Genomic DNA, 19,965 nt, shown 5'->3' on the forward strand with positions numbered 1-19,965 from the left:
GGTGAACATGTTTCACTCATCGGTTTAAGACCACTTCATCTCGCTTTTAGAACTATTAGAAGGCAAACAACATAGAATAGACTAAGGAAATAGTCATGTGTTGCAACTTTTAGGTTAAGAATGAAAAATAATGTAATGGTAACAAGTCCGTTACTGCCACCTCTGGAATCGTTTATTCCCTATATGGAAAAAATATGGGAAAGCAAAAAATTAACCAACGGCGGACCTTTTCATTCTCAGCTTGAAGATGCGCTGGCCGCCTATCTTGGTGTCGAATATTTAAGCTTATTTGCTAATGGTTCAATGGCGCTAATGACAGCAATACAGGCTCTGCGGATCACCGGGGAAGTGATCACCACTCCATATTCTTTCGTAGCCACATCACATTCCTTACTGTGGAATAATATAAAACCGGTTTTTGTCGATGTGGATCCTCTTACATGTAACATCGATCCAGCCAAAATTGAGGCGGCGATTACCCCGGCAACAACTGCAATTATGCCAGTGCACTGTTATGGGATACCATGCGACGTTGATTCTATTCAGCGTATCGCTGATAACTATGGGCTGCGGGTTATTTACGATGCTGCGCATGCTTTCGCTGTTCGTAATAATGGAGAGAGCATCCTTAATCATGGCGATCTCTCGGTACTCAGCTTTCATGCTACTAAAGTATTTAATACATTTGAGGGTGGCGCAATTATATGCCCAAACGACAAAATCAAAAAACGAATTGACTATTTGAAGAATTTTGGTTTTATCGATGAATTAACTGTTGTTGCTCCAGGCATCAACGGAAAAATGAATGAAATGCAGGCCGCATTTGGTTTATTACAACTACAGTATATTGATGAAGCGATCGGGAAGCGTAAAGCGATATACGAACGTTATCGGCATGTTCTCAGTGGGATCAAAGGCCTAAGTTTTATCAACTATGCCGAGTCACTAAACTGGAACTACGCCTATTGCCCGATATTTATAGACGAGCGTTATTTCCCGTTGAAGCGAGATGAGTTGCATCACCAGCTTAAAAAACAAGAGGTGTTTGCTCGTCGCTATTTTTATCCACTGATATCAGAATTCCCGATGTATAAAGGATTGCCGTCAACAGCCAGCTATAATCTGCCAAACGCACTTCATGTTTCATCGCAGGTACTCTGTCTCCCCCTTTACCCTGACCTTCGGGATGATGAGTTTGAACGCATTGTGAATATTATCATCAGGATTAGTCAATTAAAGGCTCTATAATGAATTCCAAGGATCACTACGTTATTTTTAGCGGCGCCAACGAGCGGGCTATTGTCGCCTGTTGCCGATACTTCATGGAAAATAATATCCCCTTTTCGATTATAGCCCGGCCCACAAAAGATAAGATTTTACTGACTACCTATAAAAAAAATGTAGCGCGCTTTCGCGCCCTTGACACCCTGAATGCTGAGGATATGCTCGCGCAAATTGTCGCACTCAGGCATAGCCTACCGGATAAGCGTCTGATTTTTATCCCCACTGCCGATTCAGTGAATCGCGTAATCTTATTACACCGGGCGAAATTCAACGCCGCAGGGTTAACCATTACGCTGTGTGATGCAAATTTGTATTCCACATTATCAGATAAATCCACCTTCAATGCCTTAGCGCAATCCTTCGCCATCACGATTCCAGAATCACTGAACACGCTTTGCGAAAATAAGTTGCCAGTGGTTGCAAAGCCAATGACCGAATTTTCTACCATCAACGACAAAAAGCTTTATCCACAGTTGTTGTTTACCCCTGAACATTTGGCAGCTTTTAAACAAAGTTATGCCAGGGAAAATTTTTTCTATCAGCGCTATATTGACGGGCAAAGTTTTTACCTGCTCCTGTTTATGGATAAGTCTGAAACCAAAGTATTGTGGCAGCGTAATATATTACAGCAGGCAGAAGGCAAATCGATAATTGCAGCGGAGATTTGCGCCTGCCCGGATCCACATTTTGAGTCATCGGCCATTAAAATGCTTAAGTCGACAGGCTTTTCCGGTTTCATCATGATTGAAATAATGCAGGAAAAAGGGATCAGCTATTTGATCGAGGCAAATCCGCGCCTGTGGGGACCGTTCCAGTTAGCAATAGACAACGGTTTCAATCCACAATGGCTTAGTCTTTCGGGTAACTATCCCGACTCGCGACAACGTAAATGTTCATACTTTTGGCTAAACGGGCTGCTTCTGAACAAAGCTGAAGGCAAGCGCATTCGGCGATATAGCTATCAAAAAAATATTCTGATGCAGGTCCTCCGTGGTGAAATTTATAACCGGTGGGATACTGTGTTCCTTTTTTTGAGAGAAAGCGGCATGGCATTTAAATATTATTTAAAAAAATTAAATTAGTGGTCACTGGAGCAAAAATGTCACAGCCAGAATTGATTAAATCATTACAGGCACGTTTAAAAACCGAATCGCATTCTGGTAAGCATGCGCAATATCAGATTTTACCTGCCGGGCTTTCTCAACTGCTTGGCGGTGATGCCCATATGCCATCATCAAGATATGAAGAAGAACGTTTTGCATTCATTTCAAAGCATGTAAAAATGCAGGATAAAACGCTTGCCGATATCGGTTGCAACATGGGCTTCTTTACCTTTTCAGCGCTTAATTCCGGTGCTTCTCACGTTACCTGTTTTGAAGGGACAGTGACCCATGCAAAATTCGTGAAAGATTGCGCTACTTTATTAAAAGAACAGGATAAAATTTCCGTACAACCGCGCTATTTTACATTTACCGATGAAAAACTGAACGTTGACGTGGCTGTTTTGCTAAATGTTTTACACCATCTTGGCGATGATTATGGAAATTCTCAATTAAATATCGAACAGGCCAAAAAAGAGATTATTACCCATCTTAACAGCCTGCATGGAAAATGCCGGACGTTAATCTTTCAACTGGGCTTCAATTGGCGTGGCGATCGAAATTTATCCTTATTTGAAAATGGCACCAAATCTGAGCTAATTGATTATATTGCGGAGCATACACAACATTTTTGGGATATTGCGCATATCGGCATCGCCGTCCTCGGCGAGGATGATAAGATTACCTACCTACCGGTTAATGAGCAAAACATTCAGCGCAGTGACAACATGGGTGAGTTCTTAAACCGGCCTTTATTCATCATGCATCCACGCTGAATTGTCGGGGCACACTAAAATTGAGGCGGGACGCCTGAAGTTTTGACTTATTCCCAGTTTTTATGTCGTCAGCCCTGATGCTGCAGCGTGTTAAGGGAGGCTCTCAATGTTGGAGATATTGAGCGGATTGACTCTCTCTGCCCTGGTGTTTTTGACATACAGACCATTATGCTTTTCTGTAGCACGAAGGTCTCAACATCGGGGAATGTACTGTTTTTGAAAATAAATTCGGCTCAAGACACTTAACAACCATATAACACTTGGCGTCTGGGTCGTTTAGCTACCATTTGATTTTGTTTAGTTAACTTATTGACCGTGAGCAACGCACCGATATGCGGGGCTACTACGTGTAGTGCTCCCAGAGCATGACTACAAGTTTCTCAAACGAGGGTGTGGCCTCAATGGAGGCAGTACTTACCGCAGTCCGACAGGTGACATCATGAAAAAACTACTGTTACTTCTTTGCTACCTCCGACCTATCCTCGCCGCAGATATAGAAGCATACGGCCCAGGCACGGGAACTATAACGTTGAAGACGTTGGCATCCGGAAACTCCTTCAATTACTCAGGTAAGTGCATCACGGTTCCAGATACCGGGGGTGTGCGGATAACCTTTACTACTTACTCCGGGACTTACGAAATACCGACGGATGGTAGTAAGGCGCGTATCTACGGGGTGAAAAACGAAGTTATCATCCGCGGCTATCAAGATGGGACAGGAAAGCCCACCAGTGTCAGGTGTACAGTATTCGACGGCGACACTATTATAAACTGGGGGTACTTTGACCTCAGTCCTATCCTCTTATGTTCAGCAACTGTCAACAACATCGATTTGGGGGCGGTTAGTCCCGGAACATACACCGTCCATCTGAATGCGTCGTCCTCGACTGGAAGCAGTCTGAGATACTGGGGAACCAGCCTTGATTCTGACGGGACGCTCCGCGTAGGCGGGCGGAAAGATGTGCTTCTCTTTCCCGACCGCTTAAATATTGCCCCCGCCACCGGGCACTGGGTGGCCTCCAGAGGCGCGTCTTTACCTCTCACATTAACGGTCGGGCCGAATGCGGTGGGTGGGCCCGTGACATCCTACCTTACCGCTGTTCTGACGTGCGAATAGCACGGGCTACAATATGTGCAGAAACGCCCTGACGGTCGGATACTTCGGCAACGAAATAGCCGCGCTCCGTTACTTGACGGACGGCTTCTTCTTCAATTCAGGTGTAAATCGTGGTGTGCCCATACGCTCCCCTTATGCTCAAACTATAGGGCAGGATCGTCCACCGCTTTAATGATGTATCTAATTTATTGTTTTTTAGCATTCGTGTCAGCATTGCATGTGAAATATAAATTGATTTTATTTAAACGATTATGAGATTGTTTTTATGTCTATGACAATTAATATTGTGTCCTCTACAGACCGGTCACAATGTGGTGTCAGCGCTTTCGGTCATGAAGTGTTTTTAATCAGTAATACGGAAAGAAATAAATTTCAGTTGTTCAACGGCCAACTAAATTTACTCGGGTAATGAACAACTCTGGAATAAATAACGCTATTATGACTACCCAAACGCTGGATGGGATCACCGGTCGCCAGCGCGAATATATCCAGTGGCTGCAGAAGATCAGCACCGGTAAAGGTAAGCCGGAAGATATTCTGGCGACCGAAGCAGTTGACCTGCTGCCAATGAAACTTCGGACACCTGATATCAAAGGCATTTTTATTATTCTGATTTAACCAACTGTACTTCAGTTGATTCAAGGTAGAGTGCCAGGGCGTGCAGTATTTTGGGAATGAACTCGTAAGGAAGCGTATTATCCCGCTGGAAAGCCTGCTGCAGAGTACCTATAGCGAGGGAATGAAGAAAATTCGCTTCTCGTATAATTTCTGATTTCGCAACGTTCCTGTTTCTGCACTCTAATATATAGATCAGGAAAGCAAGAAACTCCGACTGTGTGAAATCCGGATTTATTCTCAGAAGGAGTGGTAAATAAGCCTTGTTCTCAATAAGAAAGTTAGCATAGGGCTGAAAAATAGTATTGATAAGATCGCCAGCAGGCAAAGAGTACCAGTCCTGCTCCACATGTTTGTTTTTTATCGCACCCAGCATCTCAGAAATTTTGTTATCAAAACTGTGCTTCAGTGATGCCTTAACGGACTCAATATCGGGGAAAAAATGATAAAGCGAACCCGGCGCTGTACCTGAACGCTTTGCAACCTCCTGAATAGTAAGCTTTTCAATGGAGATGTCGCTGATAATCTCGGCGGCTGCATCCAGGATTTTTTGAACCCTGAGATGCCCCCTTCGTTGCATGGGGGGTCGTAAGCGGTTGGTATCAGAAATTGCCATAATGCGTCCCGAAAGAAGGTGGCCTGTTGGTTGTCTATTTTGCACGATCTTGAGATTTGGTGCTGTATAAGATAAACTAAATTTGAATAAAGATTCAACTTTTAACTATTTTTCATTAAATTTCATGATCATACAAAATGCACAAACATCCAGATAAACCATTATCACGCCATCTTCTGATGGCGCTGTTTATTGTCGTGAGCCCCCTGACGGGGTGTTCTCCCGCACCTTCTGTTGTCTTTTTTGGCGCATCTTTCCCTGACTGGCTTCTGTGTACGGGCATCGGTGTCGCAGGAATGACGCTATTACACTTACTTTCCAGTAAATTGCACAAAACAGACTGGTTATCCCCGGCAGCCGTTGTGTATCCCTGTGTTACAGCATTGATTTCTATGCTGGCATGGTTGATTTTATTCCCGTCTTAAGGTGTCGAGATGACCGTAAAAAGAAAAATTTATGCGCTCAGTTTATTACTGGTGACGCTGATGGTTTTGGTGCTTGTCCTGTCCAGAATCGATGCCGCACCACGTACTGATGATAGTTATGTCTATGCTGACACCATCAACGTCGTTCCTGAGGTGAGTGGCAGAATTATTGAATTGCCAGTCAAAGATAACCAGCTTGTGAAGAAAGGGGAGCTACTTTACCGCATCGATCCGCGTCCATTCCAGAATTCACTGGATGCTAGTCAGGCCCGCCTGATCACCCTGAATGAGCAGATCAAGTTATCAGAGCGCTCTGTCAGTGCGCAGCAGTACAACGCTGCTGCTGTTGCCGCCCAGGTAGAGAGTGCCCGTAGCCAGTATCAGCAGGCGAAGGATACATATAATCGTAAGCTGGCGCTGAAGGGTAAAAACTATGTGTCTACAGAAGAGCTAGAGCAGGCCAGAACAGCGAGGAACAGTGCTGAAGCTAATTACAACTCGACCAGACTTCAGGCCCGACAGGCCACTGCCGCTGTCAGCGGCGTGGATGCGCTTGTAGCGCAGCGGGATGAAGTCAGGGCACAAATTGCGGAAGCTAAGCTGAATCTTGAATACAGTGAAGTTCGTGCCCCATTTGATGGACGAGTCACGGCGCTGAAAACCACTGCAGGTCAATATGCATCCCCGGCACAACCCGTCATGACCCTCATCGATACAAGGCAATGGTATGTCATCGCCAACTTCCGGGAAACCGATCTGAAAGGTATTACTGAAGGAACAACTGCAACGGTATTTATCATGGCGGATACCGGTAAAGCTTTTTCTGGCACCGTAGAATCAATGAGCTATGGCGTTTCACCGGGTGACAGCGCCACAGTCGGAGGCCTGCAGTCAGTCGAAAAGACCATTAACTGGGTTCATGTTTCCCAGCGTTTCCCGGTAAAAATAAAAATGTCTGAAACCGATAGAGAACTCTTCCGTATTGGTGCTTCAGCTGTTGTGATTTTGCACCGCGACAACAAGATTTAACGGGGACAAACGATGGGTACCACGTTTCCTGCTATGAGTGATTTGTGGATTTCTGTGCGCCCATATCCCGGGCGTCTGAACCATGTCTTACGTGCTATGGTGGCCTGTACAATAGTGGTGATCATGTCCCAAAGCCTACAGGTACCACTGCTGGCTTTGTCATTAATCACTGTTTTTTTTGTCACCCAGACTAACGTTGTTGTGACCAGGTTGGCGGGGATACTGTTTATCGTCGGGTGCACTTTCTCTATTTTTCTGTCATTAATTGTTCTGAAAGTGACATGGAATACACCGTTTTTGCGGATCCTAATCTCCTTCACGCTTTTTTTTGTCAGCGTGTTTTTGATGCGGACGACAAAAATCGGTGTTGTGTTTTTTGTGGTTGCTATTGTCGCAATATACACACAAAGCCTTGTGGATATTGCATCTGATTCAGAAACGCTGGTCCGAGAGATCCTCTGGGTATGGGTGGCCGTTAACTACCCGATTGCCGTGACATTAATTATCAATTCTCTCCTGATGCCAGTAGAGCCGGAGATTCAGTTAAAACGAGCGATTGGAAAGCAACTGTCGGGTATGGCTTATCTGCTTTCAGCTGATGCCACGTCATTGCGAAGACAAAACAGCTTGAGCCAGGCAGGACGCGATATTCAGACACTGTACCGGCTTTTGCGTTACAAAACGATGCGGGACAAACATTCTGTACAAAAGGCGACACATAATCTTGCTGCTATCGCAATTGTTTCTGAACTGCGTACAGCATCGTGCCATCTTCCCGCTAGCTTTGAAGGGGAGGATGTATTAAAGGATGCAGAAACACTCCGTAATGCACTAAAGCAGTTAGAATTAATGCTAATTAACGGGGGGCCAGATTGGCAAACGGAATCGCCTGTATTACGTTCCACAGAACCAGCCTTTATCGCGATAGCAGGCATTATCAGCTCTTATAACAAAAAAGTGGCGGCAGCGGAAAATAAGGAAAATACCCGGACACCACCGTCGGCAGATGCACACGCTGGTTTTCTGATAAAGGATGCCTTCAGCAACGATCATTATGTGTTTTTTTCACTTAAAACACTGCTGAGTGTGGCAGTTTGTTATTTGTTCTATACCGCAACAGACTGGTCAGGTATTCATACTATTATGCTCAGTTGCCTCATTGTTGCGCAGCCGGGTCTGGGGAATACTCAGCGGAAAATCATTCTTCGTCTGGTCGGTGCCGCAATTGGCAGTGTGTTTGCACTGGTGACTATTGTGTATCTTACACCACGGATCGATACGCTGTTTGGCCTGCTGTGTATTGTTCTTCCCGTCATCGCGTTGTCTTCATGGATATCTGCTGGCCCGGAGAATATAAGTTATGCAGGGGTGCAAATCATGTTCACCTTCGCTCTCGCGACGCTTGAAACGTTTGGCCCGGTCACGGGACTGACAGAAGTAAGAGACAGGATCGTTGGTATTATCCTGGGGATTATCGTTGCTGGTCTTATCCATACCCTGATAAGACCGGAACGAGAGGGCGGTGTAATGCTGCAGAATCTTGGTGCATTATTTGATGAAGCCCGGAGCTGGCTTTACAGCGCAACTCGTCATAATGAAACACGTCAGAAGGTCGCTACTGGCCTCGCGGAATGTGAAGATATAGCGGCCAGAGTTGCCATTGAACCCACCTGGTTTAGCGCTGAAGGATCGCATGATCAGTTGCATCAACACTCTCTGTCGATTTTGAACGCCATAAAAAATGTGCTTTTTTATATCGATCGCGTTTCGTTTGAAAAAGAGCATCTGAAAAACCAGGAGCCCGCCAATGAATTTATTTGGGGGATTCAGGGAAATATGGACAAGATTGCCAGTGTGTTAAATGGCATGGCTGTAAGCGATGGCGATATCTATTATCCTGTTCCCGATAGCGTATTACCGGACTCGTTCAGGGATGCCGCTAAGGGATTAGAGGAAAGCCAGCGACACTTCTTTAGCCTCACCTCAACGTTATAATTTATGTTGTACTTAAGCCTTGACTGGGCTTAAGTACATATTCTTATTTTGGGGTTTTCGTAATCTTATTAAAAAATAAAGCGACCATTGTTTGCCACCGCACTACCGGCATCCGCACAGCAGGCTATCCAGGATAGCGTTAACCCAGCTGGCGTGCCAAAGCCGCCGCATCATTCACTTCCAGCCACGCAGCCCACGACTGGCTGCAGGACAACGTCTGTTGCGACAGCAACATCATCTTCGATAACAATGGGGGAAAACCGCTCTGGACTGGGCCATGAAGCCGGACTTCCATTGCGGCGGCTGGTTAATGGAAAAGGATCCCCGACAACCGGGCCGACAAGCCCCGTCGATTGGGCAATCATATCCATGAGAACAGGCACAGCAACCGCTATGAAGATGAGATATTTGTGATTACGTATTTTCAGAAAGGAACCGCGCATATCACCGTCAAGCACCTGCACTGGCCGATAAACTTAATGACATCATCGCCCGGCACTATCCGGAAGAACTGGCGGCAAGGTGAGAACAATATCAGGCGGTAACCCGTCCGATGCATTCGCATGCCCACCAGCGCAAGCCAGACGGTAATAGCATACTGGATGGTATGCCGAAAAATGCAGACATGAAAAAGGCCATGCTAATAAATAGCATGGCCTCGAATAGTGGCGGAACGGACGGGACTCGAACCCGCGACCCCCTGCGTGACAGGCAGGTATTCTAACCGACTGAACTACCGCTCCGCTGTGTTCCCGCAAGGGGAACGAGGCGCATATTACGTATTGCACCTGGTGCCGTCAACGCTTTTTCTTCTGTTTCTCATCATTTGCTGCAAAAATCACCCATTCAGCAAATGTTCATGCATAAGTGCTTGATTTAGCCGCGCCACAAGCAACTTCCGCCCTTTTTCTGCACCAAATCCAGGCGTGATTCATGGGCTGCCAGCTCGTCATCACTGGCTAAAACAACGCGCAGCTTACTGGCAGCACGGACAACACGCTGGATCCCCATTTCTCCTGCCTGAGACTGTCCTTCGCCTTCCATCGAAAATTTCATCGATGTCTGGCCGCCGGTCATCATCAGATACACGTCAGCGAGGATCTGGGCATCGAGTAACGCCCCGTGCAGCGTACGTTTGCTGTTGTCGATCTCATAACGAGAACAGAGCGCGTCGAGGCTGTTGCGCTTGCCCGGAAACATTTTACGCGCCAGCGCCAGACTATCGGTGACCTTACAGAACGTATCGGTCTTAGGGAGACCGCGATTCAGCTTGCCAAACTCATAGTCCATAAAGCCGATATCAAACGATGCGTTATGGATCACCAGCTCCGCGCCGCGAATATAATCGATAAATTCATCGGCGATATCGGCAAATGTGGGTTTATCCAGCAGGAATTCATCGGCAATACCGTGAACACCAAACGCTTCCGGATCGACCAGCCGATCGGGCTTGAGGTAGATATGATAGTTATTGCCGGTGAGTCGACGGTTGACGACTTCTACCGCGCCAATTTCAATAATTTTGTGCCCTTCATAGTGGGCGCCGATCTGGTTCATACCGGTCGTTTCGGTATCGAGGACGATCTGTCGTGTAATTGCAGTGCTCATAGCGGCCATTTATGTCAGACTTGTCGTTTTCAACTCAGGAAGTCTACCAGAGATGCTTAAACAGGTAGAAATTTTCACCGACGGATCTTGTCTCGGTAACCCAGGGCCTGGTGGTTACGGCGCTATCTTACGCTATCGCCAGCATGAAAGAACCTTCAGCGCAGGCTACCGTCTGACAACCAACAACCGTATGGAATTAATGGCCGCTATTGTGGCGCTGGAAGCATTAAAAGAGCATTGCGAAATTGTGCTCAGCACCGACAGCCAGTACGTGCGCCAGGGGATCACCCAGTGGATCCACAACTGGAAAAAACGCGGCTGGAAAACCGCAGAGAAAAAACCTGTGAAGAATGTTGATCTCTGGCAGCGGCTGGATGCAGCGCTCAGCCAGCATCAAATCAAATGGGAATGGGTCAAAGGCCATGCCGGGCACCCGGAAAACGAACGCTGCGATGAGCTGGCGCGAGCAGCAGCGATGAACCCCACACAGGAAGATGTGGGTTATCAGCCAGAGGCTTAAGACTGGCGCGTTGCACCAAAGGCCTGGCGCACTTGGGTTTTGTTACGACTCTGCTTCATCGGGTTGAGCGTCAACGGAATGGTGCGTTTGCGGGCAACAATCAACTGCATGCACCCCAGCGCAGGTAAATGCGAACTAAGCAGTTTACCGCCCTGCTTCGTCCATGGCAGCACGCGAAAACGGCTATAATGTAACACTTCGAAATTGAGTAGTGCTAACCAGTCGAACTGGCGCATCAGAGTAAACATGCGGCTTTTGACGGCTGGCGAGCGGCGGACAAACGGTACGGCCTTCGCCAGGCCAAGCAGGCTAATCGGATTAAAGCCGCTCATCACCAACCAGCCGTCGTCAATCAGTACACGATCAACTTCCTGCAATAAACGGTGCGGATCGGTACACCAGGAAAGCGTGTGCGCCAGCAGGCAAGCATCAACGGATTTTTCCGCAAAAGGCAGATGCAGCGGATCAGCACGAACCTGCATTGGCTCGCCAGCCAGGGAAACATTCACCTGATGGGAAACAGCGCAACTTTCGGCATTGATTTCTGCGCTGAGATTGCCGATCTTAAGCAAATGAAAACCATACATTTTTGCAAACCACGGTTTGAGCTCTCCTTCCAGCGCCTGACGGTAATATGCGCCTTTGGGTAAATCATTCCAGCTTACTGGTATCACGAATGTCTGAGGAGTCCTTGCCGGTTTCATCACCACCTTCCGCTACGCTTTGAGAGGTATTTTATGAATCTTAACAGTATTCCCGCTTTCCAGGATAACTACATCTGGGTACTGAGCAATGATAACGGACGTTGCCTGGTTGTCGATCCGGGCGAAGCCGCTCCGGTGCTGCAAACCCTTGAAGAGAAACAATGGCAGCCGGAAGCCATCTTCCTAACACATCATCATAATGACCATGTTGGCGGCGTGGAAAAACTTCGCCAGAGGTATCCCGACGTCGTGGTTTATGGCCCCGCAGAGACACAAAATAAAGGTGCTACGCACATTGTCGCTGATGGCCAGATCATCTCTGTTTTGGGGCATAAATTTTCTGTATTCGCTACGCCAGGTCACACTTTAGGACATATCTGTTTCTTCAGCCTTCCTTATCTATTTTGCGGTGACACGCTCTTTTCCGGCGGATGCGGTAGACTTTTCGAAGGTACAGCAACCCAGATGTATCAATCATTTTGTAAAATAGATGCGCTTCCGGATGAGACTATCATTTGTTGCGCACATGAATACACATTAGGGAATATGAAGTTTGCAATCAGTATCCTGCCAGAAGACGCTGCACTTAACGAATACTATCGAGAAGTTAAGGAGTTACGTGCAAAAAATCAAAAAACACTACCCGTAATTCTGAAAAACGAGCGTCGAATTAATTTATTTTTACGAACCGAAGACATTGATTTAATTGATGTAATAAATAAAGAAACAAATTTGCAATCCCCTGAAGAGCGTTTCGCATGGCTACGGGCAAAGAAAGATAAGTTCTGATATTTCCTGGTTGCCTTTTCGGAGCGGCCCCGTTATTATCGCTCGTCTTTTAAGCAACTACTATTGACACACACATGAAGGCAAAAGCGATAATATTCGCCTCTGTCCTGCTCGTGGGTTGCCAGTCGTCTAAGCACGACGGTACGGTCCAACAGCACGCACAGAGCCTTTCTGCAGCTGGTCAAGGGGAAGCATGGAAGTTTACTAGTCAGGCGCGGTGGATGGACGATGGAACATTTGCCGCCCAGGATAACAGTGACTTGTGGACTGCCATTAGCGACGAGCTAAAGATGGGAATTCCGGAAAATGCCCGGATTCGCGAACAGAAACTAAAGTATTTAAGTAATAAGAGCTATCTCCACGATGTAACTTTACGGGCAGAGCCGTATATGTACTGGATAGCAGGGCAAGTTAAAAAACGTAACATGCCCATGGAACTGGTACTACTACCCATAGTGGAGAGCGCTTTTAACCCACACGCGACGTCTGGCGCCAATGCCGCAGGCATTTGGCAGATCATTCCGAGCACTGGGCGAAATTATGGTTTAAAGCAGACACGCAATTACGATGCGCGTCGTGACATTGTGGCGTCTACAACAGCCGCACTCGACATGATGCAGCGTCTGAATCGTATGTTCGACGGTGACTGGTTACTGACCATAGCCGCTTACAACAGCGGTGAAGGGCGTGTACTGAAGGCGATAAAGGCGAACAAATCGCGGGGTAAACCCACTGATTTTTGGTCGCTCTCACTGCCTCAGGAAACCAAAATTTACGTGCCGAAAATGCTGGCATTGAGCGATATTCTCAAGAACAGTAAGCGTTATGGCGTCAATTTGCCAACGCCGGACGAAAGTCGAGCTCTGGCGCGAGTCAGATTGAGCAGCCCGGTTGAAGTTGCTCAACTGGCGGAAATGGCTGGTATATCGGTGGACAAGCTGAAAAGCTTTAACGCTGGCGTTAAAGGTTCCACGCTCGGTTCCGCTGGGCCACAGTACGTGATGGTACCGAAGAAACACGTCGGGCAACTGCGTGAATCTCTGGCCTCAGGCGAAATCGCCGCGGTGCAGCCAACCCTGGTGGCGGATAATACCCCACTGACCAGTCGCAGCTATAAAGTTCGCTCGGGCGACACGCTTTCGGCGATTGCTTCACGTCTCGGCGTGACCACGAAGGATCTCCAGCAGTGGAATAACCTTCGTGGCGCAAACCTGAAAGTCGGTCAGAACCTGACAGTCGGTGCAGGCAGCAGCGCGCAGCGTCTTGCCCGCAATAGCGACAGCATTACCTATCGCGTGCGCAAAGGTGATTCGCTGTCGAGTATCGCAAAAAGTCACGGCGTTAATATCCAGGATGTGATGCGCTGGAACAACGATACGGATAATTTGCGGCCAGGCGATCAACTGACGCTCTTTGTGAAAAACAGTGCAACGCCGGATTCCTGATTTAAGCTTATTAAAAAAGCACCGTTCTCCACGGTGCTTTTTTTTGCCTTTCCGCCGTATCACTTCCCGGCTTTGCCAGGGCTAAACTCCACCAGCAATGGGTTATGATCCGACGCGCGGGTCACCAGAACTGAAGCTTCCTCCACGTTTAATCCGCGGTAAAAGATAAAATCGAGCGGCCGACCAAAGGCACGTCGGCGATTATCGTCGGTAAAGCGTACCTGCCGCAGAGACATATCCCGGGTGAAGCGGTATAAAGCATTCATGCGCGGACGACTCCAGGCATTAAAATCCCCGGCCATGATCACCGGCCCGTTGTGACGCAGTATCTGATCGCCAATTGGCAGTAATTGCTTGCTGTAAACGTCCACACCAAGGCTGAAATTCACTGCATGCACATTCACGACCATCAAATTGCGTAAATCTGGCAACGGGTAAACTGTGACTAATGCCGATTTTGCTAACCGTAAGATCGGCTCACGTTCGCGTAGCGGACAGCAATAAACCGGATGCGCCGAGGAAAGAGTCATTACTCCCGAAGGGTGTTGCGGTAAAACAAAGGCGGGAACCTGATCAGCTGCAAGATAATTAGTGGTCGCAAACCGGACCAGTTCCGGCGTGGTTTGCGCTTCCTGCAGTAAAACCAGATGCGCATCCTTACCAAAACCCTGCAGCACCGACAGCCACTCCGCGCGCTGCTGCTTGAAAATATTCCACACCAGAACACGGATTTTTTCGTCGCTGCTTAGCGGAACGCCTGCGGGTAGCGCCTTGCCAACACTCGCGAAAGAGCCTGGAGGTAAAATTCGCTCCGCGGGTTGTCCGGCAACATATCGCATGGCATAGGTATTTTTTGGCACTTTCGGCTTCAAACCTCTTTGATGTCCGCCCCTACTACGGGTGGTCATTCAGTTATAGGGATTTTAACACTGAGTTTCAACGTTCAATCACCAGAAAAACGCCCTGTTCTGGCAAATACATACTGAGCAACACCACTAAAGAATACCCGCCGTAGCGTCCTCTCTGGCAATATGGCTAAATAACTTATGAATGAAAAATATCGTTGAAATGTTGCTACAGAGGCAATAATGAAAACCACGTCAGAAGAACTCGCGATTTTTGTTGCCGTTGTGGAAAGCGGCAGCTTCAGCCGGGCAGCGGAACGTCTGGGACAAGCCAATTCGGCTATCAGCCGCGCTGTGAAGAAGCTGGAAAATAAGCTGGGGGTGAATTTGCTTAATCGCACCACGCGCCAGCTCAGCCTGACCGAAGAAGGCGAGCGCTACTTTCGGCGCGTACAAAACGTCTTGCAGGAGATGGCAGCAGCAGAAACCGAGATCATGGAGACCAACTCCACGCCCAGCGGTACATTACGCATCGATGCAGCCACCCCCGTGGTGCTGCATTTTTTGATGCCGTTGATAAAACCGTTTCGCGAACGCTATCCGGAAATCAAACTGTCGCTGGTCTCCAGTGAAACGTTTATCAACCTGATCGAACGTAAAGTGGATGTCGCGATCCGCGTAGGTAAATTGACCGATTCCAGCCTGCGCGCCCGTCCGCTGTTTAAGAGCTATCGCAAAATTATCGCTTCGCCAGAATATATTGCCCGCCACGGAAAACCGGAAACAGTGGAAGAGTTAAGCAATCACATCTGCCTTGGTTTTACCGAACCGGTTTCGCTTAACGTCTGGCCCATTTCTGCTGCCGATGGACAATTGTATGAAGTGATACCAGATATTGCGTCGAACAGCGGTGAAACGCTGAAACATCTGTGCCTGAGCGGAAATGGTATTGCCAGCCTGTCGGACTATATGATCGACAAAGAACTGGCGAGTGGGGAACTGATTGATTTGCTGGCGGATAAGCGTCTTCCGGTGGAAATGCCGTTCAGTGCCGTCTATTACAGCGACCGGGCAGTGAGTCCCCGCATCCGCGCTTTTATCGATTTTGTCAGCGAGCATTTACCGCAGGCAGTAGAGTAATAATAACGGGAGCACAGGCTCTCGTTACCCCATCACTTAATCCCATTTTGGCGCAAGTCCTTCCGGGTTGACCAGACGGTCATTGCAATCCAGTCCGGCAATTGCCGCTTTGTCTGCTGCATCCAGTTTGAGTGTTTGTGACTGTAGGTTGCTGGCAAGGTTTTCAGGCTTAGTGGAAGACGGGATCACCGCATAACCTTCATCCATCGCCCAGGACAGGATCACTTGTGCCGGCGTAGCGTTATGTTTCTGCGCGATATGGCTAATCACTTCATCTTTCAGCGCTTTACCATAAGCCAACGTCATGTAAGAGGTGATGTGAATACCGTGCTGTTTCGCCCAATCAACCACTTTTCGGTTTTGCAGATACGGCGAGAGCTCAATCTGGTTGGTCGCGATATTCTCTGTTCCCACCGCCGCGATCGCTTGTTCCATCAAGGGGATGGTGAAGTTAGATATGCCAATCTGACGGGTCAGGCCCTGCGCTTTTGCCCTCATCAACTCTTGCATAGAGACTGCAACAGGTACTTCTGCACCAGGAGACGGCCAGTGGATCAGCGTCAGATCAACATAATCGGTGCCCAGTTTTCTCAGACTCTCTTTCAGGCTTGAGATCAGCTTTGCTTCACCCAGATTTTCCGTCCAGATCTTGGTGGTGATAAACAGTTCTTCACGCGCTACACCACTTTCAGCAAGCGCTTTACCAATGGCTTCTTCATTACCGTAAATCTGTGCGGTATCAATCACGCGATAACCCAGTTCAAGGGCATTTTTTACCGAAGCGATCACCGCTTCATCCGTTAAACGGAAGGTACCCAGACCAAATGCAGGGATAGACATAAAATTCCTCTTTCGTTACTTATTAAGTCAGTGCGCAGATTATTGCCAGGCGCCGGGCAAGGAAAAAGAGCATAAAAAGCAGAAGCTTTTTGCCTGAGAAGCAATAGTTCAACGGGAACTCATGCGGTGAGTAACTTGCATTTTGATAGTAACTATGTCACCGTGATTACAATGACTCAGCAAATTTCCAGGCCAGAGAATGAAAAATGAACCACTTTGTTCTGCTCCCTGCCCCATCGCCCGCAGCCTGGGACGTATTGGTGATAGCTGGAGCATGATAATCCTGCGCGACGCGTTTGCCGGTTTCACGCGCTTTGATGAGTTCCAGAAAAGCGCCAACATTGCTCCGAATATTCTTTCCCGCCGCCTGAAGGAACTGGTGGATGACGGATTACTGGAAAAAGTGAGCTATAGCAATACACCACCACGTTACGAATACCATTTGACGCAGCTCGGACGCGACTTCCGTCCAGTGATCCTTGCGCTGGCTGAATGGGGAAACCGCTACTTCTCCCCGAAAGGGGCACAAATTCACTTGGTTGAACGTGAGACACAACGTCCGGTCCAGACAATCCTTGTAGATAAAGCAACCGGTGAGCCCATTACGCCGGAGAAATACACGATGGTTCCAGGCCCTGCGGCATCACCGATGATCCATTACCGCCACGACTATCTGCAACGAAAACGGGCTGGCGATAATGTGCAGAAATTCATACCGCAAGACTATGCGAGCCGCGATCATGACGCTGAATAAAAAGAAAAAACGCGGGTGTCGAGGGCACTGACGAGCGGGTTGTTGGCGGGTGCAAACCAGGCGCGATTAAATCTCAGTTATACCGAAATTCGGGCACCGTTTGATGGCGTGATCGGTAACCGTCGTTCGTGGTCCGGTTCCTTCGTCAACAGCGGAATATAATTGCTTTCACTGGTTCCCGCTGACGGTTTATGGATTGATGCCAATTTTAAGGAAAGCCAGCTGGCGCATATGCGTTCTGGGCAAAACGCAACGAACGTGGCCGATTTTTTCCGGATCATCCTTTCTATGGACACGTTGCCAGCGTTTCAGTGGCAACTATTTACGCTGGCTGTTAATGGCAGAGTGGCTGGGATTTGCGGTTTCGATGTGCAGCTTTATTGCTCTCATCCATGAATGGGAATCGCAGTGCTGCTATTGCCGCAGGCATTTCGCTGGCTGGTACAACTTAATTACGCTGGTTTTTTTGATTGCTGCGTTGCTTGTTCCATTTATGAAAAAGCCGCAGATACCATGATAGTTCAGGAGAAGAGTTATGAGCGTTCCAACAAAACGCGTCGTCGTGACAGGCATGGGGATCGTCAGCCCGCTCGGCTGCGGCGTGTCGCATGTCTGGCAAACATTATTGCAGGGAAAATCCGGGATCTCCCGACTCAATGAGGAGATGGTTGAGGATATAGCCTGTAAAGTTGCAGGACAGGTTCCTTCCATTGAAGACGATCCGCTACATGGGTTCGATCCCGCAGTAGCGATCCCATCAAAGGAACGGAAAAAAATGGACCGATTTATCGAATTTGCGATGGTGGCAGCGCAAGAAGCGCTCTCTCAGGCAAATTGGTTTCCTGAAGATCAAGCCAAAAGAGACCGCACCGCAACAGTGATCGCTACCGGTATTGGCGGTTTCAATGAGATAGCAAATGCCGTACGCACCACTGATACTCGCGGGCCGCGCCGTCTTTCCCCCTTTACCATCCCTTCCTTTCTCGCCAACCTGGCAGCGGGTCACGTTTCTATTGCCCATGGTTTTCGTGGCCCGATTGGCGCACCAGTTACTGCCTGTGCGGCAGGAGCTCAGGCAATTGGCGATGCAGCACGAATGATTCGCGCCGGTGAAGCGGATATTGCCCTGTGTGGCGGAAGCGAGGCCGCGATCCATCGTGTCAGTCTTGGCGGTTTTGCTGCGGCAAAAGCATTATCCAGCAGTTTTAATGATCACCCCGAGTCGGCATCTCGGCCTTTTGATCGCGATCGTGATGGTTTTGTGATGGGAGAAGGTGCAGGTATCGTCGTTATTGAATCGCTGGAGCACGCTCTGGCGCGAGGCGCTACGCCGCTGGCGGAATTGGTCGGATATGGTACCAGTGCCGATGCGCATCATCTTACTGCAGGGCCAGAAGATGGTAACGGTGCACGTCGGGCGATGGAAGCGGCTATTAAGCAGGCAGGTATCAGCTCAGAGGATATTCAGCATATTAATGCCCATGCCACGTCAACGCAGGTTGGAGATAAAGGGGAACTGGCCGCGATTAAGAGCGTATTTGGAACTCATCCGGTAGCCATTACATCAACGAAATCAGCGACCGGTCACCTGCTCGGAGCGGCGGGGGGTATTGAAGCAATCTTCACTATTCAGGCATTGATTGAGCAGATTGTTCCTCCAACGTTGAATCTGCATCACCCGGATGCAGATGCCGCAGGGCTTCATCTGGTCGCGCTTACTGCACAGTCTCAGCGTATGCACTATGCATTATCAAATGGGTTCGGTTTTGGTGGCGTAAATGCCAGCTTACTGCTGAAACGCTGGGAGTAACATAAAGGGCATAATTGCCCTTTTTACGCGATCAGCAGACGAAAAAAAACCGTATCTCTTATGAGATACGGTTTCAAATAAGTGGCGGAACGGACGGGACTCGAACCCGCGACCCCCTGCGTGACAGGCAGGTATTCTAACCGACTGAACTACCGCTCCACCGAATTTCTTTACAACCACCGGTTTGTTGCCCCGGTTTGACTTGCTAATTTGATGCCTGGCAGTTCCCTACTCTCGCATGGGGAGACCCCACACTACCATCGGCGCTACGGCGTTTCACTTCTGAGTTCGGCATGGGGTCAGGTGGGACCACCGCGCTAGTGCCGCCAGGCAAATTCTGTCTGTCAGTATCCCCTCAGGCATACCAACTTAATCTGTAATCTCGCTGAAAATCTTCTCTCAATTCCGCCAAAACATCTTCGGCGTTGTAAGGTTAAGCCTCACGGTTCATTAGTACCGGTTAGCTCAACGCATCGCTGCGCTTACACACCCGGCCTATCAACGTCGTCGTCTTCAACGTTCCTTCAGGAGACCTAAAGTCTCAGGGAGAACT

At 48.4% G+C, this 19,965-nt stretch carries 18 protein-coding genes, 2 tRNA genes, 2 rRNA genes and 4 pseudogenes; 15 read left to right on the forward strand and 11 right to left on the reverse strand.

From position 1 onward, the window contains the following. The first annotated feature begins 120 nt into the window (after positions 1 to 120). Genes BM427_RS23885 through BM427_RS23895 form a run of 3 tightly spaced genes read left to right on the forward strand, consistent with a single transcriptional unit; the run spans position 121 to position 3,160 of the window. On the forward strand, positions 121 to 1,248 hold the full coding sequence (locus BM427_RS23885; protein WP_090126880.1) for a DegT/DnrJ/EryC1/StrS family aminotransferase: 1,128 nt from the start codon (positions 121 to 123) through the stop codon (positions 1,246 to 1,248). Next, positions 1,248 to 2,366: an ATP-grasp domain-containing protein gene (locus tag BM427_RS23890; protein WP_090126882.1), complete on the forward strand. Its 1,119-nt coding sequence runs from the start codon at positions 1,248 to 1,250 to the stop codon at positions 2,364 to 2,366. The genes BM427_RS23885 and BM427_RS23890 overlap by 1 nt, the downstream gene beginning before the upstream one ends. Before the next feature lie 17 nt (positions 2,367 to 2,383). Continuing rightward, complete coding sequence (locus tag BM427_RS23895; RefSeq protein WP_090126884.1) at positions 2,384 to 3,160, forward strand: class I SAM-dependent methyltransferase; 777 nt, start codon at positions 2,384 to 2,386, stop codon at positions 3,158 to 3,160. Positions 3,161 to 4,269: 1,109 nt separating this feature from the next. On the opposite strand, the pseudogene BM427_RS26185 reads toward BM427_RS23895, so the two are convergent. Continuing rightward, positions 4,270 to 4,400: pseudogene (locus BM427_RS26185) on the reverse strand (transposase); the annotation flags it as partial. A 327-nt stretch (positions 4,401 to 4,727) separates the two neighbouring features. Between BM427_RS26185 and BM427_RS23905 the strand changes: the two are divergent. Continuing rightward, a pseudogene (locus BM427_RS23905) lies at positions 4,728 to 4,862 on the forward strand (ExeA family protein); the annotation flags it as partial. A 19-nt stretch (positions 4,863 to 4,881) separates the two neighbouring features. Here BM427_RS23905 and BM427_RS23910 read toward each other — a convergent pair. Then, positions 4,882 to 5,508 (reverse strand): TetR/AcrR family transcriptional regulator, encoded by a 627-nt coding sequence (locus tag BM427_RS23910; RefSeq protein ID WP_090126888.1) that lies wholly within the window; start codon positions 5,506 to 5,508, stop codon positions 4,882 to 4,884. 179 nt (positions 5,509 to 5,687) lie between these two features. On the opposite strand from BM427_RS23910, the gene BM427_RS23915 reads away from it, so the two are divergent. Genes BM427_RS23915 through BM427_RS23925 form a run of 3 tightly spaced genes read left to right on the forward strand, consistent with a single transcriptional unit; the run spans position 5,688 to position 8,957 of the window. Further along, the gene (locus BM427_RS23915; protein WP_090126924.1) at positions 5,688 to 5,933 is read left to right on the forward strand and encodes a YtcA family lipoprotein; all 246 of its coding nucleotides are present in this window, start codon (positions 5,688 to 5,690) and stop codon (positions 5,931 to 5,933) included. A gap of 9 nt (positions 5,934 to 5,942) precedes the next feature. Further along, positions 5,943 to 6,962, forward strand: a complete 1,020-nt coding sequence (gene mdtN, locus BM427_RS23920) for a multidrug transporter subunit MdtN (RefSeq protein ID WP_090126890.1) — start codon at positions 5,943 to 5,945, stop codon at positions 6,960 to 6,962. 12 nt (positions 6,963 to 6,974) lie between these two features. Further along, positions 6,975 to 8,957 (forward strand): FUSC family protein, encoded by a 1,983-nt coding sequence (locus BM427_RS23925; protein WP_090126892.1) that lies wholly within the window; start codon positions 6,975 to 6,977, stop codon positions 8,955 to 8,957. Positions 8,958 to 9,096: 139 nt separating this feature from the next. Here the strand turns inward: BM427_RS23925 and BM427_RS25850 are convergent, their stop codons facing one another. Next, complete coding sequence (locus tag BM427_RS25850) at positions 9,097 to 9,252, reverse strand: hypothetical protein (RefSeq protein WP_217647361.1); 156 nt, start codon at positions 9,250 to 9,252, stop codon at positions 9,097 to 9,099. 19 nt (positions 9,253 to 9,271) lie between these two features. Here BM427_RS25850 and BM427_RS23930 point away from each other — a divergent pair. Then, a pseudogene (locus tag BM427_RS23930) lies at positions 9,272 to 9,483 on the forward strand (DUF4942 domain-containing protein); the annotation flags it as partial. A 140-nt stretch (positions 9,484 to 9,623) separates the two neighbouring features. Here BM427_RS23930 and BM427_RS23935 read toward each other — a convergent pair. Together BM427_RS23935 and dnaQ are read right to left on the reverse strand one after the other, a co-directional pair. Then, positions 9,624 to 9,700, reverse strand: a tRNA-Asp gene (locus tag BM427_RS23935). A 133-nt stretch (positions 9,701 to 9,833) separates the two neighbouring features. Next, complete coding sequence (gene dnaQ, locus BM427_RS23940) at positions 9,834 to 10,565, reverse strand: DNA polymerase III subunit epsilon (RefSeq protein WP_090126926.1); 732 nt, start codon at positions 10,563 to 10,565, stop codon at positions 9,834 to 9,836. Positions 10,566 to 10,617: 52 nt separating this feature from the next. Between dnaQ and rnhA the strand changes: the two genes are divergently transcribed. Further along, positions 10,618 to 11,085, forward strand: coding sequence for a ribonuclease HI (gene rnhA, locus BM427_RS23945; protein ID WP_035889499.1), 468 nt, complete (start codon positions 10,618 to 10,620; stop codon positions 11,083 to 11,085). Here rnhA and BM427_RS23950 read toward each other — a convergent pair. Continuing rightward, entirely contained in the window at positions 11,082 to 11,789 is a 708-nt protein-coding gene (locus BM427_RS23950; RefSeq protein ID WP_090126894.1) for a class I SAM-dependent methyltransferase, read from the reverse strand. The two genes, rnhA and BM427_RS23950, sit on opposite strands and share 4 nt — an antisense overlap. Positions 11,790 to 11,822: 33 nt before the next feature. Between BM427_RS23950 and gloB the strand changes: the two genes are divergently transcribed. Both gloB and mltD read left to right on the forward strand, forming a co-directional pair. Beyond that, positions 11,823 to 12,578 (forward strand): hydroxyacylglutathione hydrolase, encoded by a 756-nt coding sequence (gene gloB / locus BM427_RS23955; protein WP_090126896.1) that lies wholly within the window; start codon positions 11,823 to 11,825, stop codon positions 12,576 to 12,578. A gap of 74 nt (positions 12,579 to 12,652) precedes the next feature. After that, a complete protein-coding gene (gene mltD, locus BM427_RS23960; protein ID WP_090126898.1) occupies positions 12,653 to 14,023 on the forward strand; it encodes a murein transglycosylase D in 1,371 nt (456 codons plus the stop codon). Positions 14,024 to 14,082: 59 nt separating this feature from the next. Here the strand turns inward: mltD and BM427_RS23965 are convergent, their stop codons facing one another. After that, positions 14,083 to 14,883: an endonuclease/exonuclease/phosphatase family protein gene (locus tag BM427_RS23965; protein ID WP_090126928.1), complete on the reverse strand. Its 801-nt coding sequence runs from the start codon at positions 14,881 to 14,883 to the stop codon at positions 14,083 to 14,085. Positions 14,884 to 15,111: 228 nt separating this feature from the next. On the opposite strand from BM427_RS23965, the gene yafC reads away from it, so the two are divergent. Continuing rightward, positions 15,112 to 16,008 carry a DNA-binding transcriptional regulator YafC gene (gene yafC, locus BM427_RS23970; RefSeq protein ID WP_090126900.1) on the forward strand — a complete coding sequence of 299 codons (897 nt, stop codon included), beginning with the start codon at positions 15,112 to 15,114 and terminating at the stop codon, positions 16,006 to 16,008. A gap of 36 nt (positions 16,009 to 16,044) precedes the next feature. Here yafC and dkgB read toward each other — a convergent pair whose 3' ends face one another. Beyond that, positions 16,045 to 16,848: a 2,5-didehydrogluconate reductase DkgB gene (dkgB, locus tag BM427_RS23975; protein WP_090126902.1), complete on the reverse strand. Its 804-nt coding sequence runs from the start codon at positions 16,846 to 16,848 to the stop codon at positions 16,045 to 16,047. A gap of 199 nt (positions 16,849 to 17,047) precedes the next feature. Between dkgB and BM427_RS23980 the strand changes: the two genes are divergently transcribed. From BM427_RS23980 to fabF, 3 genes and pseudogenes are all read left to right on the forward strand, one after another. After that, positions 17,048 to 17,602: a winged helix-turn-helix transcriptional regulator gene (locus BM427_RS23980; protein WP_090126904.1), complete on the forward strand. Its 555-nt coding sequence runs from the start codon at positions 17,048 to 17,050 to the stop codon at positions 17,600 to 17,602. A 45-nt stretch (positions 17,603 to 17,647) separates the two neighbouring features. Beyond that, positions 17,648 to 17,922, forward strand: a pseudogene (locus tag BM427_RS26550) (HlyD family secretion protein); the annotation flags it as partial. Positions 17,923 to 18,137: 215 nt separating this feature from the next. Further along, positions 18,138 to 19,412, forward strand: a complete 1,275-nt coding sequence (fabF, locus tag BM427_RS23995) for a beta-ketoacyl-ACP synthase II (protein ID WP_090126908.1) — start codon at positions 18,138 to 18,140, stop codon at positions 19,410 to 19,412. 82 nt (positions 19,413 to 19,494) lie between these two features. On the opposite strand, the gene BM427_RS24000 is transcribed toward fabF, so the two are convergent. The 3 genes from BM427_RS24000 to BM427_RS24010 form a co-directional block, all read right to left on the reverse strand. Then, positions 19,495 to 19,571: transfer RNA gene (locus tag BM427_RS24000), tRNA-Asp, on the reverse strand. 56 nt (positions 19,572 to 19,627) lie between these two features. Next, positions 19,628 to 19,743, reverse strand: a 5S ribosomal RNA gene (gene rrf / locus BM427_RS24005). A 98-nt stretch (positions 19,744 to 19,841) separates the two neighbouring features. Further along, a 23S ribosomal RNA gene (locus tag BM427_RS24010) occupies positions 19,842 to 19,965 on the reverse strand; the annotation flags it as partial.

This window comes from Kosakonia arachidis, assembly GCF_900116535.1.
GTDB lineage: Bacteria > Pseudomonadota > Gammaproteobacteria > Enterobacterales > Enterobacteriaceae > Kosakonia > Kosakonia arachidis.

Excerpts from the sequence above, each read along its gene's own strand:
- BM427_RS23885 (WP_090126880.1), top strand. The coding sequence starts at position 121 with ATGAAAAATAATGTAATGGTAACAAGTCCGTTACTGCCACCTCTGGAA.
- BM427_RS23890 (WP_090126882.1), top strand. The coding sequence starts at position 1,248 with ATGAATTCCAAGGATCACTACGTTATTTTTAGCGGCGCCAACGAGCGG.
- BM427_RS23895 (WP_090126884.1), top strand. The coding sequence starts at position 2,384 with ATGTCACAGCCAGAATTGATTAAATCATTACAGGCACGTTTAAAAACC.
- BM427_RS23910 (WP_090126888.1), bottom strand. The coding sequence starts at position 5,508 with ATGGCAATTTCTGATACCAACCGCTTACGACCCCCCATGCAACGAAGG.
- BM427_RS23915 (WP_090126924.1), top strand. The coding sequence starts at position 5,688 with ATGGCGCTGTTTATTGTCGTGAGCCCCCTGACGGGGTGTTCTCCCGCA.
- mdtN (WP_090126890.1), top strand. The coding sequence starts at position 5,943 with ATGACCGTAAAAAGAAAAATTTATGCGCTCAGTTTATTACTGGTGACG.
- BM427_RS23925 (WP_090126892.1), top strand. The coding sequence starts at position 6,975 with ATGGGTACCACGTTTCCTGCTATGAGTGATTTGTGGATTTCTGTGCGC.
- BM427_RS25850 (WP_217647361.1), bottom strand. The coding sequence starts at position 9,252 with ATGGAAGTCCGGCTTCATGGCCCAGTCCAGAGCGGTTTTCCCCCATTG.
- dnaQ (WP_090126926.1), bottom strand. The coding sequence starts at position 10,565 with ATGAGCACTGCAATTACACGACAGATCGTCCTCGATACCGAAACGACC.
- rnhA (WP_035889499.1), top strand. The coding sequence starts at position 10,618 with ATGCTTAAACAGGTAGAAATTTTCACCGACGGATCTTGTCTCGGTAAC.
- BM427_RS23950 (WP_090126894.1), bottom strand. The coding sequence starts at position 11,789 with ATGAAACCGGCAAGGACTCCTCAGACATTCGTGATACCAGTAAGCTGG.
- gloB (WP_090126896.1), top strand. The coding sequence starts at position 11,823 with ATGAATCTTAACAGTATTCCCGCTTTCCAGGATAACTACATCTGGGTA.
- mltD (WP_090126898.1), top strand. The coding sequence starts at position 12,653 with ATGAAGGCAAAAGCGATAATATTCGCCTCTGTCCTGCTCGTGGGTTGC.
- yafC (WP_090126900.1), top strand. The coding sequence starts at position 15,112 with ATGAAAACCACGTCAGAAGAACTCGCGATTTTTGTTGCCGTTGTGGAA.
- dkgB (WP_090126902.1), bottom strand. The coding sequence starts at position 16,848 with ATGTCTATCCCTGCATTTGGTCTGGGTACCTTCCGTTTAACGGATGAA.
- BM427_RS23980 (WP_090126904.1), top strand. The coding sequence starts at position 17,048 with ATGAAAAATGAACCACTTTGTTCTGCTCCCTGCCCCATCGCCCGCAGC.
- fabF (WP_090126908.1), top strand. The coding sequence starts at position 18,138 with ATGAGCGTTCCAACAAAACGCGTCGTCGTGACAGGCATGGGGATCGTC.